Origin of the sequence: Streptomyces sp. NPDC048416 (assembly GCF_043200435.1) — a bacterium.
Classification (GTDB): Bacteria; Actinomycetota; Actinomycetes; order Streptomycetales; family Streptomycetaceae; genus Streptomyces.
This window is the reverse complement of sequence record NZ_JBICXU010000005.1, coordinates 67,489-81,820: the sequence shown is the minus strand read 5'-3', so window position 1 is coordinate 81,820 and position 14,332 is coordinate 67,489. Positions and strand designations below refer to the sequence as shown.

Below are 14,332 nucleotides of genomic sequence, written 5' to 3'. Positions count from 1 at the left end.
TGGGGGCATGGAGCACACGAGCAACGCGGACCTGCGCACCGAGGCCGACACCGTCCTCGCCCGTCTCGTCGGGGACACCACCGGCACCGCGCGGCTGCGCGAGGACCAGTGGCGGGCGATCGAGGCGCTGGTCGCCGACAGGCGGCGGGCCCTCGTGGTGCAGCGCACCGGCTGGGGCAAGTCCGCGGTGTACTTCGTGGCGACCGCCCTGCTGCGGGCCCGGGGCGCCGGCCCCACCGTGATCGTCTCGCCGCTGCTCGCCCTGATGCGCAACCAGGTCGAGGCGGCGGCCCGCGCGGGCATCACCGCCCGCACCATCAACTCGGCCAACCCCGAGGAGTGGGACACCGTCCAGGAGGAGGTCGCGGCGGGCGCGGTGGATGTGCTGCTCGTCTCGCCGGAGCGCCTGAATAATCCGGACTTCCGGGACAATGTGCTGCCGAAGCTGTCCGCCGCGACCGGCCTGCTCGTGGTCGACGAGGCGCACTGCATCTCCGACTGGGGCCACGACTTCCGGCCCGACTACCGCAGGCTGCGCACGATACTGGCCGAACTGCCGCCGGGCGTCCCGGTGTTGGCGACCACCGCGACCGCCAACGCCCGGGTGACGGCCGACGTGGCGGAGCAGCTGGGCACCGGCGGCGGCTCGGACGCGCTGGTGCTGCGCGGCCCGCTGGACCGCGAGAGCCTGAGCCTGAACGTGCTGGCGCTGCCGGACGCGGCCCATCGGCTTGGCTGGCTCGCCGACCATCTCGACGAGCTGCCGGGCTCGGGCATCATCTACACGCTCACCGTCGCGGCGGCCGAGGAGATCACCACGTATCTGCGCCGGCGCGGGCACACCGTCGCCTCGTACACCGGCAAGACGGAGAACGCGGACCGCCAGCAGGCCGAGGACGATCTGCTGGCCAACCGGGTCAAGGCCCTGGTCGCCACGTCCGCGCTCGGCATGGGCTTCGACAAGCCGGACCTGGGCTTCGTGGTCCACCTGGGCTCGCCCTCCTCGCCCATCGCCTACTACCAGCAGGTCGGCCGCGCGGGCCGCGGCGTGGCCCATGCGGAGGTGCTGCTGCTGCCGGGCCGCGAGGACGAGGCGATCTGGAAGTACTTCGCGTCGGTGGCCTTCCCGCCCGAGGAGCAGGTCAGGCGCACCCTGGACGTGCTGGCGCAGGCGGGCCGCCCCCTGTCGCTGCCCGCGCTGGAACCGCTGGTGGAGCTGCGCCGCACCCGCCTCGAAACGATGCTCAAGGTGCTCGACGTGGACGGCGCGGTGCACCGCGTCAAGGGCGGCTGGACCAGCACGGGCGAGCCCTGGGTGTACGACACCGAGCGGTACGCGTGGGTGGCGCGCCAGCGCTCCGCCGAGCAGCAGGCGATGCGGGACTACGCCGCGACGACGGCCTGCCGGATGGAGTTCCTGCGCCGCCAGCTCGACGACGAGCAGGCCGCGCCGTGCGGGCGCTGCGACAACTGCGCGGGCGCCCGCTTCACGGCGGACGTGTCCGGCACCGCCCTGGACGAGGCACGCGGCGAGCTGACCCGGCCGGGCGTCGAGGTGGAGCCCCGCAAGATGTGGCCCACCGGCCTCGCCGCGATCGGCATCGACCTGAAGGGCCGCATCCCCGCGCGCGAACTGGCCTTCCCGGGGCGTGCGTTGGGCCGCCTCTCCGACATCGGCTGGGGCAACCGGCTGCGCCCGATGCTCGCGCCGGGAGCCCCGGACGGGCCGGTGCCCGACGATGTGGTGCAGGCGGTGGTGAGCGTGCTCGCCGACTGGGCCAGGGGCCGGGGCGGCTGGGCTTCGGGCGGTCCCGACGCGCCCGCTCGGCCGGCCGGCGTGGTGACCGTGCCCTCCCGCACCCGCCCGGCGCTCGTCTCCTCGCTGGGCGCCCGGATCGCCGAGGTCGGCAGGATGCCGCTGCTCGGCTCGCTCGCCCACGCCGAGGGCCCGGCGGGTGAGCGGATCGCACAGTCCAACAGCGCCCAGCGGATGCGTGCGCTGCACCACGCGTTCACGGTGCCGGACGCGCTGGCGGCGGCGCTCGCCGAGGCCGATGGTCCGGTGCTGCTGGTCGACGACGCCGCCGACACGGGCTGGACGCTCGCGGTCGCGGCGAGGCTGCTGCGCCGCTCCGGCGCCAAGGGGGTGTTCCCGCTGGTCCTCGCGGTCCAGGCGTGAGCGCGGGGCCGGGGGAAGGGGTGACCGGGGGCGCGCGTGGGCAGACATACGGCAGTGCGCGCCCGCGGATCCGGACCGGCGGCTCCGCGGCTCACCGCCGACCGTCCGCGACGCCGCGGGCACGGGGCCCCGCCCCGCCCGCAAGGACCCGGCGGGGCCGGGCGGACTGTGCCGCGGTGCTCACGCGCCCGGCTGTGCCCGCGCCGGGGGCGCGCCCGCCTGAAGGGAGGACCGTGACCTTCGCATTCGCTCCGTCCGCTGCTACCGCTGCTTCGGCTGCTTCGGCTGCTTCGCCGGCAGCCTCAAGGCCGCTGTCGGCCGGCTCCGTGCACCGCTTCGCGAGGATGCTGGAGCCCGCCGAGTGGGCCGCGGCCGGCATTCCGCTGCTGCGCAGCCCCCGCGAGGTCGTCGGCGGGCTGCATGCACGGCACCGGCCCACGACGGGGACCGCCGTGGTCGCGGTCCTCGATCATGAGGAACGGCTCGCGGCCAGCGCGTCGTTCACGGCGCGCGCGGCGTCGGTCGACGGCTGGGAGCTGCGCAACGCCCTGCTCACGCATCTGCGCCGGGTGGTCCCGCACGATCTGCGCCGCCGCTCGCCGGTGCGTACCGCCGTGCTGCTGTACTGCAGGGACGGCGACGAGCGCTGGACCGCCGAGGACGGGGCGTGGATGTGGGGGCTGCGGGACGCCTGCACCCTGCACGGGCTGCGGTGCGGCGCGTACATCACGCTGACGCGCGGGGGATGGCAGGTGCTCGGCGACGGCCGGGGCGGCCGACGTCCCAGCTCCGCCGCAGGGCCGGAGTCGTCGCTCGACGCCCCGGGGGAACGGGCCGGGCCGCCGGCCTCGGGTCCCGGATCCGCCGCGCGGAACATGCCGGGGCGCAGCGCGGCCCACTGAAGCGTCGCGGCACCGGCGGGACTCGCGGGGCCGAGGGGGGCGGCGCGCCCCGGCCCGCCCCGCCGGACGAGTCCGGCACGGGCGGGAGCGGCACGGCTCAAGACCGCGCACGCGGGCCCCGGTTGGCCGGGCCCGCCCCACCCACGCGTCCGGCCGCTCGCTCGTGCGCGGGGGCCGGATCGCGCGCGTGGGGGTTTCAGACTCCGGCGCCGAGCGCCGCGTTGATGCGCTCGGGGTCGCCGCACACGATGAGCAGCGCCTCGGCGCGGGCCAGGGCGAGCGGCAGCGCGCGGCCGGTCGCGTCGTCGGCCGTCTCCGCGCCGCCGGCCGCCTCCGCGCCGCCGGCCGCCTCCGCGTTGGCGGTCGTCTCCGCGTTGGCGGCGACGACGACCACCGGGCGGGCCGAGGCCCGTGCGACGGCGGCCGCGTCGGCGTAGAAGACGTCGTCACGCGCATCGTGCTGGGCCCAGTAGGCGGCTTCGCCGAAGGACAGCTCGTGCGCCGCCCACGGGTGTGGCTCACCGGTGGTGAGCACCAGGATGTCGCCCGGTGCGCGGCCGGCGTCGAGCAGCAGGTCCACTGCCTCGCCCGCGGCGTCGAGCGCGCCGTCGGCCGACGCCGGGATCAGCTGGATCTGTGGGCCGTCCTGGGCCGGTGGCCGGGGCGGCGGGGTCTGCGCTGCGGAACCGTGCGACCGCTGCGCGTGGGGCGTGGGCCTGGCCGGGCCGGGGCCCGGACGTCCGGGACGCGGTGCGGCCGCGGAACGCGGACCGGGTACGGGGCGAGGGGTCTGCGCGGTGCGGCCGGCGGCCGGGGTGACGCGGGGACCCTGGGCACTCTCGTGAATCTGAGGCTCCTCGGGGATGAGAGGCATGAATGGATGTCTATCAAATGCCGGTGAACGCGTCACCGGCGGGTGGCACAAAGGTGCGATCGTGGCGGAGTCTCCCCGCAACTGGGCGGGAAAGTCCAGGGATTTCAGGATGGGGCACCGTACTTTCGGGCCGCCGTGAAGCGGACCGTAAGGCTCCGGGAACAGCGGGGGGAACACGGAGGGCGCCATGGCAAAAACGGACCTGCGACCTCCGGAACGTGCGCCGCGGTCCGGATCAGAAGTCGAAGCCGAGCTGTCCCCCGCTTTCGAGTGCGGCCGCCTCCGCGGAGAGCCGCGTCTTCTTCAAGTGCCGCCACTGGGGCAGCGCGTCCAGGTATGACCAGGACAGCCGGTGGTAGGGGGTGGGCCCCCGCTCCTCCAGCGCCGCCTTGTGCACGGGCGAGGGGTAGCCGGCGTTGTCGGCGAAGCCGAATCCCGCGTACTCCCCCTCGGCGCCCACCAGTTCGGCCATCATCGCGTCCCTGCGCACCTTGGCGATCACCGAGGCGGCCGAGACCGCGACACAGGACTGGTCGCCCTTGATCACCGTACGGACCTGCCAGGGCAGACCGAGGTAGTTGTGCTTCCCGTCGAGGATCACCGCGTCCGGCCGGACCGGCAGCGCCTCCAGGGCGCGCACGGCGGCCAGCCGCAGGGCGGCGGTCATGCCCAGCTCGTCGATCTCCTCGGGCGTGGAGTCGCCGAGCGCGTACGCGGTGACCCAGCCCTCCAGCACCGCGGCGAGCTCGTTGCGGCGCTTGGGGCTGATCAGCTTGGAGTCGGTGAGCCCGACGGGCGGGCGGCGCAGGCCGGTGACGGCGGCGCACACCGTGACGGGACCGGCCCACGCCCCGCGTCCGACTTCGTCGACACCGGCGACGATCTTGGCCCCGGTGGTGGCGCGAATCGAGCGCTCGACGCTGTGGGTGGGTGGTTCGTACGGCATGGCGCCTCAAGGTTACGCCGCCCCGGTCCGCCCGCGGCACCCAGGTCGCACCTGGCCGGCCCCGGCACCCGCGCACCGCTCCCCCAGCGCCCCTTGCGGCCCCCGCCCGCACGCAACGGCGACACCCCGGCCGGACCGTTCACCCGCGCACTTCCCCCACCTTTTGCCCTTGGCTTCGGCGCACCGTCAAGCGGCGTCGCCGGCCGGCGACCGGCGACCGGCCGGCGCGTCAGCCGGCCCGGCCCGCCGGGACCCAGTCCGGCAGGGGCTCCGTGCGGTCCAGCCAGGCGGCGGGAGGCGCCCCCGCCGCGCCGGACGCAATCACGCCGCCCACGATCGCGCAGGTCGTGTCGACATCGCCGCCCACTTGTGCGGTGGTCCAAAAAGCCCGCTCGTAGTCACCGATCCCGCGCGCCGCGGCCCAGAGCGCGAACGGCACGGTGTCGTGCGCGCTGGTGCGCCGCCCGGATCCGAGCACCGCGGCCACGGTCGCCGCGTCGTCGTAGTCGAGCATGTCCCGCGCCCGGCGCAGCCCGGCACCCACCGCGCTGCGCGGCACGAGCGCGATCACCGCGTCGAGCAGATCGCCCGGCCCGGGCGGCCCGGAGGGCGCCGCGACCAGCGCCGCGGCCGCCGCGACGGCCATGGCGCCCACGACCGCCTCGCGGTGCTGGTGCGTGGTGTACGAGGAGATCTCGGCCTGATGGGTGGCCTGTTCGGGGTCGCCCGCGTACCAGGCGCCGAGCGGCGCGATCCGCATGGCGGAGCCGTTGCCCCACGAGCCCTGGCCCTGGAACAGCGCGGAGGCCAGCTCCCGCCAGTCCCCGCCCTCCCTGACCAGGCGCAGCATCCGGTTGACGGCCGGGCCGTAGCCGCGGTCGAAGTCATGGTGGTGGGCGAAGGACTGCGCGAGTGCGTCCTGGTCGATGCGGTCGTGCGTGGCGAGCACGGCCAGCACCGAGCAGGCCATCTCGGTGTCGTCGGTCCACTGCCACAGTCCTTCGGGCAGTTCCCGGCGCTTGAGGCGGGGATAGTTGACGGGGACGAAGAACTGGGAGCCCAGTGCGTCGCCGACGGACAGCCCGCGCAGGCTGCCCAGCGCTCGCACGAAACGCGGGTCGAGTGATTCGGTGGCGGAGTCAGCGGTCATCGCTCAGCCACTCTATCCGGTGATGCCGTACGGCTCCGGGGCACGCCACCGCTGGAACGGCCGGTCCAGCGCGTATCGCCCGTCGGCGCCGAGCAGCAGCGTCCTGGTCTCGGCGTTCCCCGGGTTGGACAGCGACTCGAAGTCCGCCACGCTCCAGTGGAACCACCGCATGCAGAACAGCCTCATGGTGAGCCCGTGCGTCACGAGCAGCACGTTGGGCGGATGGTCCGGCGCTTCGAAGCTGCGGTACAGGCTCTCCAGGAAGGCGCCCACCCGGTCGTAGACGTCGGCTCCCGACTCGCCCTGGGCGAAGCGGTAGAAGAAGTGTCCGTAGGCGTCCCGGTACGCCTTCTGGAGCCTCACGTCGTCCCGGTCCTGCCAGTTCCCCCAGTCCTGTTCCCGCAGTCTCGGCTCCTCCCTGATGCGCACCTGCTCGGGGGCGAGGCCCAGCGCGCGGAACGTCTCGTGGGTGCGCCGGTAGGGCGAGACGTAGACGCTGACCCGTTCGTCGCCGAACATCTCCCGCAGTCGCTCCCCCGTCGCCTCGGCCTGCCGCAGGCCGTTCTCGGTGAGCCTCAGCGCATGGTCGGGCTCGCGCTCGTACACGGTGTCGTCGGCATTGCCCTGCGACTCGCCATGCCGGACGAGGACGATGCGCCGTGGTCGTGCCATGCCCAAACCCTAGATCGCCCGCGCTTCGATCGAGCGACTGTGCGGCCGCCATCCGGCGTAGACGGCGACGGGCGCAGCGACCGGCCGAACGCCGCGGAAGCCGCCGGGGCGCCGGGCATCGGGCGCCCGGCGTCGGTCAGACCGTCCAGCCCTCGTCGAGCTGTACGACGTCGCCGCTCAGGGAGGCGATGTCGGTCTCGGTCCCGGCCCGCAGCGAGAGCCGTTCAAGGCCGTCGGGCCGGTACTTGCCGCGCTCGGCGGCCGACCGCCACATGGACAGCACCAGGAACTCGTGGCCGGGCGCCTCGGCGAACACTCCGCGCAGCATGCCCGGGGACCCCGCCATGGCGGGGTTCCACACCCGCTGCTGCATCAGCGCGAAGTGCTCGACCCGCTCCGCATGCACCGTGCAGTGCGCGACCCGGACCACGTCCGCGTCGGCGAAGTGCGGTTCGAAGCCCGTCTTCACATCGAAGCGGTGGACGAAGAGCTTCGATTCGACATCCTTGTACGTACCCGACTGGGAGGCGGCGAGCCGGTCGTGCGCCCGCGCCATGTAGGAGTCGTAGAACGCGCGGCTCTCCCAGAATCCGAAGACATGGGCCACTTCGGGCCGCCGCCGGCTCCAGCCGCCGCCCTGCCCCCGGAAACCGGGCTCGCCCAGTAACCCCGCCCATTTCCGCTGTCCCCGCTCGAAACCGCGGCGGTCCACCACGGTGCAGCGACTCCACTTGACCAGCACGGCGCCATCGTACGGCGCGCCGCCATGCCCCGGTCACGCTCCGGCCGACTACGTCCGTGGCCGGGTCCCGGACGAACCGAAGCCCCGTTCACTACCGAACACGAGCCCGAGGCGCCCCCTCCTCCACTGCGCTCCCCAGAGCGCCCAGTTGTACGAGATCTTCCTGTTCCAGCACGATATCGAAGGCCTCTGACAACACCCGTCCGAGTTCATCGGCGGACACCCGCTGCCAGTCCACCGTGCCGTCCGGCCGAGCGGTGGTGAACTCGTCCCTGACCAGCGCCCGGCGCACGCCCGGCGCGGTCCGCTGCGCCACCACCTGCCCCACGAAACGGGATTGCGGATGGGAGGAGCTGTAGTGGTTCATGACCGTGAAGTCGGCGGGGTGGAGCGCCTGCGGGGCGAAGGCGTAGAGGTCGGCCCATCCGCCGGGCCGCAGGGTACGCAGGACCTGGGTGCCGTCCCCCTCGGTCCTGATGCCGAACGTCCAGCCGCCCTGTTCCACGACCGCGCCGTCCCGCAGCGGCACCGGTTCGAGCGGGCCCTGGTGTCCGAATCCCGCGTCGCACAGCCAGGGTTCGCCGTCGACCGTCGTCACCAGGAGCGCGTGGGTCACCGGCGGCAGCGACGCCCCGCGGCTGCGGTTGCGGGCCCCGCGCCCGGCGGACGCGAAGCCCAGCCGCTCAAGGACGGCGGCGAACAGCGAGTTCTGCTCGTAGCAGTAGCCTCCACGCGCGCGCCCGACCAGCTTCGCGACGAGGCTTTTCACGTCCAGCGGCACGGGCCGCCCCAGCGCCACGTCCAGGTTCTCGAAGGGGATCGTCAGGACGTGCGCCCGGTGCAGCGCTCTCAAAGTGGCCAGCGTCGGTGGCGTATCACCGCCGTAGCCGATGCGCGTGAAGTAGGCGTCCAGGTCGACGTCCTGACCGTTCCACATGCTGATCCCCCGTCGGTCCAAGGGCCCGTCCGGCCCGGGCCCGCCCAATGATCACCGATCGGGCGCCGCGCGCCAACCGGCCCTGCCCGCAGGCCACATGGAACGTGGCAGCATAGGAGACAGGCGGGGTCGGCAGGTCCGGGAGGGGTGGGGAATGAGCGGCATCAGCAAGGGGCTCGGCACGGTCGAGGTGGCACTGCGCTGGGATCCGAGCCCGCTCGGCTCCCCCGCCCACGACCTGGACGTGGTCGCGGCCGTCCACTCGGCGCGCGCCCCGTACGGACCGCCCGCCTACCGGGTGTACTTCGACAGCCGCTCCCCCGACGGCACGGTCCACCTGGACCGCGACAGCCGTACCGGCCAGGGCCTCGGCTACGACGAGGTCATGACCCTGGAGCTCGACCGCATGCCGGCGGAGCACGGACGCGTCGTGATCGGGGTGGTCATCCAGCAGGGGGCCGGGCGCCGCGTGTTCGGCGAGGTGGCCAACCCGGGGGTGCGCATCCGGGAGGGATACACCGAGCTGTCGCACCACGACTTGTCCACGGTGGCGGACGCCACGGCGGCCACGGTCGCGGAGTTCACCCGGACCGAGTCCGGCGCCTGGCACTTCCGGGAGGACATCCGCGGATTCACCCTTGACCCGGACGCCTTCATCGCCGCCATGGGGGCGGCCCCGAGCCGGTGAAGAACTCCGGCTCCCCGCTCCGCTCCGCCGGGCGGCCCCCGTCCGAGCCGTGCGTGGCGGCGTGCCGGGCCGGCCGGCGGCCTTGCCCGGACGGTGGTGCGGCGGTCGAGCAGTGACCGCAGCACGCGGCGAAGGGGACCGGCCGATGGCCGGTCCCCTTCGCTTACTGCTGGTCAGCTACCTGTGCGGGTCACTCCGGATGTCGGCATCCGATGCGATTGCGCTCGAAATCAGCTGCAACCGCTGGTCGAGCCGCAGCCCTCGCAGATGTAGCAGGAGCCGGCCCGCTGCATCTTCGTACCGCAGGAGAAGCAGAGCGGCGCGTCGGCGCTGACGCCGAGCTGCATCTCGACGAGTTCGGCCGAGTTGTGCGCGACCTTGGGGGCCTCGACCACGGCCGGCTTCGGCGCGGCGACGGCCTTCAGGGGCTCGCTCTGGCGCGGAGCGGACTGCGCCAGGCTCTCCACGTCCAGCTCGTCCTCCTCCATGGTCGGCTCGTACGAACCGGTGTCGAGGTGGCGCTGGCGCTCCTCGGCGGAGTGGATGCCGAGCGCGGAACGCGTCTCGAACGGCAGGAAGTCCAGCGCCAGGCGGCGGAAGATGTAGTCGACGATCGACTGCGCCATCCGCACGTCCGGGTCGTCCGTCATGCCGGCCGGCTCGAAGCGCATGTTGGTGAACTTCGAGACGTAGGTCTCCAGCGGCACGCCGTACTGGAGGCCGACGGACACCGCGATGGAGAAGGCGTCCATCATGCCCGCCAGGGTGGAGCCCTGCTTGGACATCTTCAGGAAGACCTCGCCCAGGCCGTCGTCCGGGTAGGAGTTGGCCGTCATGTAGCCCTCGGCGCCACCGACCGTGAAGGACGTGGTGATCCCCGGGCGGCCCTTGGGCAGGCGCTTGCGGACCGGGCGGTACTCGACGACCTTCTCGACCGCGGTACGGATGGTGTCCTCGGCCTTGGCGGTGACCGCCTCCTTCTCCCCGTCCGTGACCGTCTTGGTCTTGGCGGAGAGGGGCTGGCCGACCTTGCAGTTGTCGCGGTAGATGGCGAGCGCCTTGACGCCCATCTTCCACGCCTCGAAGTAGACCTCTTCGACGTCCTCGACCGTGGCGGTCTCGGGCAGGTTGACCGTCTTGGACAGGGCGCCGGAGATCCACGGCTGGATGGCCGCCATCATGCGGACGTGGCCCATCGCGGAGATGGAACGCTCACCCATGGCGCAGTCGAAGACCTCGTAGTGCTCGGTCTTCAGGCCCGGGGCGTCGATGACGTTCCCGTTCTCGGCGATGTGGGCGACGATCGCCTCGATCGCCTCCTCCTGGTAGCCGAGACGGCGCAGCGCCTGCGGCACCGTGCCGTTGACGATCTGCATCGAGCCGCCGCCGACCAGCTTCTTGAACTTGACCAGGGCGAGGTCGGGCTCAAGGCCGGTGGTGTCGCACGACATGGCGAGGCCGATGGTGCCGGTGGGCGCGATGACCGAGGCCTGCGCGTTGCGGAAACCGTTCTTCGCGCCGAGCCGGATCACGTCCTGCCAGGCCTCCGTGGCGGCGGCCCAGATCGGGTTGTCCAGGTCGTCCACGTGGACGGCCGTGGCGTTGGCGTCGGCGTGCTGCTTCATGACGCGCTGGTGCGGCTCGGCGTTGCGGGCGTAACCGTCGTACGCGCCGACGACCGCGGCGAGCTCGGCGGAGCGCTTGTAGGAGGTGCCCGTCATCAGCGAGGTGATCGCGCCGGCGAGCGCGCGGCCGCCGTCGGAGTCGTACGCGTGACCCGTGGCCATCAGCAGGGCGCCGAGGTTGGCGTAGCCGATGCCGAGCTGGCGGTAGGCGCGGGTGTTCTCGCCGATCTTCTGGGTCGGGAAGTCCGCGAAGCAGATCGAGATGTCCATCGCGGTGATGACCAGCTCGACGACCTTGGCGAAGCGCTCGACCTCGAAGGACTGGTGGCCCTTGCCGTCGTCCTTGAGGAACTTCATCAGGTTCAGGGACGCGAGATTGCAGGACGTGTTGTCCAGGTGCATGTACTCGCTGCACGGGTTCGAGCCGTTGATACGGCCGGACTCGGGGCAGGTGTGCCAGTGGTTGATGGTGTCGTCGTACTGGATGCCCGGGTCGGCGCAGGCCCAGGCGGCCTCGGCCATCTTGCGGAAGAGGGACTTGGCGTCGACCTCTTCGATGACGTCACCGGTCATGCGGGCGCGCAGGCCGAACTTGCCGCCCTGCTCGACGGCCTTCATGAACGCGTCGTTCACGCGGACCGAGTTGTTGGCGTTCTGGTACTGGACGGACGTGATGTCGTCGCCGCCCAGGTCCATGTCGAAGCCCGCGTCACGCAGCGCGCGGATCTTCTCCTCCTCCTTCACCTTGGTCTCGATGAAGTTCTCGATGTCGGGGTGGTCGACGTCGAGGATGACCATCTTGGCCGCGCGGCGGGTGGCGCCGCCGGACTTGATGGTGCCGGCCGAGGCGTCGGCGCCGCGCATGAAGGAGACGGGGCCCGAGGCGTTGCCGCCGGAGGACAGGAGCTCCTTGGAGGAGCGGATGCGGGAGAGGTTCAGGCCGGCACCGGAGCCGCCCTTGAAGATCATGCCCTCTTCCTTGTACCAGTCGAGGATCGACTCCATGGAGTCGTCGACGGCCAGGATGAAGCAGGCCGAGACCTGCTGCGGCTGGGGCGTGCCGACGTTGAACCACACCGGCGAGTTGAAGCTGAAGATCTGGTGCAGGAGTGCGTACGCCAGCTCGTGCTCGAAGATCTCGGCGTCGGCGGGCGAGGCGAAGTAGTCGTAGTCCTCGCCGGCCTTGCGGTAGGTCTTCACGATCCGGTCGATGAGCTGCTTGAGACCGGTCTCGCGCTGCGGGGTGCCGACGGCCCCGCGGAAGTACTTGCTGGTGACGATGTTGACCGCGTTCACCGACCAGAAGTCGGGGAACTCGACGCCACGCTGCTCGAAGTTGATCGAGCCGTCGCGCCAATTGGTCATGACGACGTCACGGCGCTCCCACGACACCTCGTCGTACGGATGCACGCCGGGGGTGGTGTGGATGCGCTCGATGCGCAGCCCCTTGGTGGCCTTGGATCCCTTGGCTCGGGAGCCTCGTGCCGGGCCGCTCGCCGTCTCTGTCATTGCCGCCTCCCATACGCGGGCAAAAACGCCCAAAAGTGCCTGAATGTTCCCAGAGCACGGTGTTTGTCTGATGCCACGGGCGCAGCAGAAGCGCACCCCTGGCAGGTCCTGGATGCCGCCGATCGGCGACCGCGGGCCCGCCCGGGCCCCTCGGTCAGTCGGCGGCGGTGGCGGGCACGGGGACCTCGGGGGTCACGCCGGCCACGCACTCGTCTGGTCGATCCCCGGGGGGCCGCTGCTCGCGGAGTTCCACGATGGCGGCCTCGAAGTCTTCGAGCGTGTCGAAAGCCCGGTATACGGACGCGAAGCGCAGGTACGCGACGAGGTCGAGCTCCTGCAAGGGGCCGAGTATGGCAAGGCCCACGTCGTGGGTGGTCAGCTCGGCGCTGCCGGTGGCGCGCACCGCCTCTTCGACCCGCTGGCCGAGCTTGGCGAGGGCGTCCTCCGTGACGGGCCGTCCCTGGCACGCCTTGCGGACGCCCGAGATGACCTTGGTGCGGCTGAAGGGCTCGGTCACACCCGACCGCTTGATGACCATCAGCGAGGCCGTCTCCACCGTCGTGAAGCGACGGGAGCAGTCGGGGCACTGGCGGCGCCGGCGGATCGACGTACCGTCGTCGGTCGTACGACTGTCGACGACACGGCTGTCGGGGTGCCTGCAGAAGGGGCAGTGCATGGTTCCCAAGCCTCCTTCACAGCACGACTGAATAGCTCCGGCGGGCCCGGAAACGGCCCCGCGAAGCGACCCCAAGCATAGGCGATGGCCAGGGCCTTGGCGGACCACGGACCACAACTTCTGGGTGGCTGCACCAATCCAACCACTAGATCTAGTAGATCTCGGGCTTTGCCGCTTATCCAGTGCCACCGCGTGTCGCGGGACCGCGCCGGGCCCGCCGGGCGATTTCCGGCCGCCCAAGAGAGTACGGGAAGCGCGTCGCAGCGGTGGATCGCGGGGTGCCGGATGTCAGACTGGCCGCCGGTGCTCCGCAGTCGCGGGCGACGCGCGGCAGCCGCCCGGAACGGCCCCCCAGGGGGGTGGTCGCCCAGCGGCCGCCCCGGCGGTGAAGGGTACCGTAATCGCCCGAATTGCCGTTCGACGGGCCCCCAGTCGGGACTCGCACATACACCCAGCCATAGGAACGCGTAGCGCGTTCTGCGATTTTTCACTCGAACGTGTGTTTGGCGCAACCTTTCGAAAGCAACTACCGTTGTCCAGCTAGGGAGACCACATTCGAGAGGGGCCGCCGACGTGACCACGACCGCAGACAGTGCCACCATCACTGCCCAGGACCGCTCCCAGACCCGACTTGAGCCGGTGCATGCCATGAATGACGCAGTCACGAACCAGGGGGCGGAGGCCGCACGGCCCGCCCGCTCCCTGCCCGGCAGGCCTCCAGGCATCAGGGCGGACAGTTCCGGGCTCACCGACCGGCAGCGGCGGGTCATCGAAGTCATCCGCGACTCCGTGCAGCGGCGTGGCTACCCGCCGTCGATGCGCGAGATCGGTCAGGCCGTGGGCCTCTCCAGCACCTCGTCCGTGGCCCACCAGCTGATGGCCCTTGAGCGCAAGGGCTTCCTGCGCCGCGACCCGCACCGGCCGCGCGCCTACGAGGTCCGCGGCTCCGACCAGCCGAGCAGCCAGCCCACGGACACCGCGGGCAAGCCGGCCGCGTCGTACGTGCCCCTGGTCGGCCGGATCGCCGCCGGTGGTCCGATCCTGGCCGAGGAGTCGGTCGAGGACGTCTTCCCCCTCCCCCGCCAGCTGGTCGGCGACGGCGAGCTGTTCGTCCTGAAGGTCGTCGGCGACTCGATGATCGAGGCCGCCATCTGTGACGGCGACTGGGTCACGGTCCGCCGCCAGCCCGTCGCCGAGAACGGCGACATCGTGGCCGCGATGCTGGACGGCGAGGCCACGGTCAAGCGCTTCAAGCGCGAGGACAACCACATCTGGCTGCTGCCTCACAACGCCGCATACCAGCCGATTCCCGGCGACGACGCGACCATCCTGGGCAAGGTCGTGGCGGTGCTCCGGCGGGTCTGACCCCTCCGCCGGCTCGTGACCGGGCCCCGGGACCTCCTGCGCCGGTCCCGGGGCCCTGCTGTGTCCC

12 protein-coding genes are annotated in these 14,332 nt (G+C 72.1%); 4 read left to right on the top strand and 8 right to left on the bottom strand.

The window, feature by feature from the left end; translation table 11 throughout:
• The first annotated feature begins 7 nt into the window (after window positions 1–7).
• Window positions 8–2,179 (top strand): RecQ family ATP-dependent DNA helicase, encoded by a 2,172-nt coding sequence (locus ACGFW5_RS08705; RefSeq protein ID WP_393833462.1) that lies wholly within the window; start codon window positions 8–10, stop codon window positions 2,177–2,179.
• Between the two features lie 233 nt (window positions 2,180–2,412).
• Entirely contained in the window at window positions 2,413–3,081 is a 669-nt protein-coding gene (locus ACGFW5_RS08700; RefSeq protein WP_393833461.1) for a hypothetical protein, read from the top strand.
• A 196-nt stretch (window positions 3,082–3,277) separates the two neighbouring features.
• On the opposite strand, the gene ACGFW5_RS08695 is transcribed toward ACGFW5_RS08700, so the two are convergent.
• From ACGFW5_RS08695 to ACGFW5_RS08670, 6 genes are all read right to left on the bottom strand, one after another.
• A complete protein-coding gene (locus tag ACGFW5_RS08695) occupies window positions 3,278–3,955 on the bottom strand; it encodes a hypothetical protein (RefSeq protein WP_393833460.1) in 678 nt (225 codons plus the stop codon).
• Between the two features lie 235 nt (window positions 3,956–4,190).
• On the bottom strand, window positions 4,191–4,901 hold the full coding sequence (locus ACGFW5_RS08690; RefSeq protein ID WP_393833459.1) for a ribonuclease HII: 711 nt from the start codon (window positions 4,899–4,901) through the stop codon (window positions 4,191–4,193).
• Between the two features lie 229 nt (window positions 4,902–5,130).
• Window positions 5,131–6,051: an ADP-ribosylglycohydrolase family protein gene (locus tag ACGFW5_RS08685; protein WP_393833458.1), complete on the bottom strand. Its 921-nt coding sequence runs from the start codon at window positions 6,049–6,051 to the stop codon at window positions 5,131–5,133.
• Between the two features lie 12 nt (window positions 6,052–6,063).
• Entirely contained in the window at window positions 6,064–6,723 is a 660-nt protein-coding gene (locus tag ACGFW5_RS08680; protein WP_393833457.1) for a histidine phosphatase family protein, read from the bottom strand.
• Window positions 6,724–6,859: 136 nt separating this feature from the next.
• On the bottom strand, window positions 6,860–7,465 hold the full coding sequence (locus tag ACGFW5_RS08675; RefSeq protein WP_393833456.1) for a YdbC family protein: 606 nt from the start codon (window positions 7,463–7,465) through the stop codon (window positions 6,860–6,862).
• A 91-nt stretch (window positions 7,466–7,556) separates the two neighbouring features.
• Complete coding sequence (locus ACGFW5_RS08670) at window positions 7,557–8,402, bottom strand: arylamine N-acetyltransferase (RefSeq protein ID WP_393833455.1); 846 nt, start codon at window positions 8,400–8,402, stop codon at window positions 7,557–7,559.
• 154 nt (window positions 8,403–8,556) lie between these two features.
• Between ACGFW5_RS08670 and ACGFW5_RS08665 the strand changes: the two genes are divergently transcribed.
• Complete coding sequence (locus ACGFW5_RS08665) at window positions 8,557–9,090, top strand: TerD family protein (RefSeq protein ID WP_393833454.1); 534 nt, start codon at window positions 8,557–8,559, stop codon at window positions 9,088–9,090.
• Between the two features lie 230 nt (window positions 9,091–9,320).
• Here ACGFW5_RS08665 and ACGFW5_RS08660 read toward each other — a convergent pair whose 3' ends face one another.
• Window positions 9,321–12,224, bottom strand: a complete 2,904-nt coding sequence (locus tag ACGFW5_RS08660) for a vitamin B12-dependent ribonucleotide reductase (RefSeq protein ID WP_393833453.1) — start codon at window positions 12,222–12,224, stop codon at window positions 9,321–9,323.
• 154 nt (window positions 12,225–12,378) lie between these two features.
• Window positions 12,379–12,900 carry a transcriptional regulator NrdR gene (gene nrdR / locus ACGFW5_RS08655; RefSeq protein WP_393833452.1) on the bottom strand — a complete coding sequence of 174 codons (522 nt, stop codon included), beginning with the start codon at window positions 12,898–12,900 and terminating at the stop codon, window positions 12,379–12,381.
• A gap of 573 nt (window positions 12,901–13,473) precedes the next feature.
• Here nrdR and lexA point away from each other — a divergent pair.
• Complete coding sequence (lexA, locus tag ACGFW5_RS08650) at window positions 13,474–14,265, top strand: transcriptional repressor LexA (RefSeq protein ID WP_393833451.1); 792 nt, start codon at window positions 13,474–13,476, stop codon at window positions 14,263–14,265.
• Window positions 14,266–14,332 lie beyond the last annotated feature (67 nt).

Excerpts from the sequence above, each read along its gene's own strand:
- ACGFW5_RS08705 (WP_393833462.1), top strand. The coding sequence starts at position 8 with ATGGAGCACACGAGCAACGCGGACCTGCGCACCGAGGCCGACACCGTC.
- ACGFW5_RS08695 (WP_393833460.1), bottom strand. The coding sequence starts at position 3,955 with ATGCCTCTCATCCCCGAGGAGCCTCAGATTCACGAGAGTGCCCAGGGT.
- ACGFW5_RS08690 (WP_393833459.1), bottom strand. The coding sequence starts at position 4,901 with ATGCCGTACGAACCACCCACCCACAGCGTCGAGCGCTCGATTCGCGCC.
- ACGFW5_RS08685 (WP_393833458.1), bottom strand. The coding sequence starts at position 6,051 with ATGACCGCTGACTCCGCCACCGAATCACTCGACCCGCGTTTCGTGCGA.
- ACGFW5_RS08680 (WP_393833457.1), bottom strand. The coding sequence starts at position 6,723 with ATGGCACGACCACGGCGCATCGTCCTCGTCCGGCATGGCGAGTCGCAG.
- ACGFW5_RS08670 (WP_393833455.1), bottom strand. The coding sequence starts at position 8,402 with ATGTGGAACGGTCAGGACGTCGACCTGGACGCCTACTTCACGCGCATC.
- ACGFW5_RS08665 (WP_393833454.1), top strand. The coding sequence starts at position 8,557 with ATGAGCGGCATCAGCAAGGGGCTCGGCACGGTCGAGGTGGCACTGCGC.
- ACGFW5_RS08660 (WP_393833453.1), bottom strand. The coding sequence starts at position 12,224 with ATGACAGAGACGGCGAGCGGCCCGGCACGAGGCTCCCGAGCCAAGGGA.
- nrdR (WP_393833452.1), bottom strand. The coding sequence starts at position 12,900 with ATGCACTGCCCCTTCTGCAGGCACCCCGACAGCCGTGTCGTCGACAGT.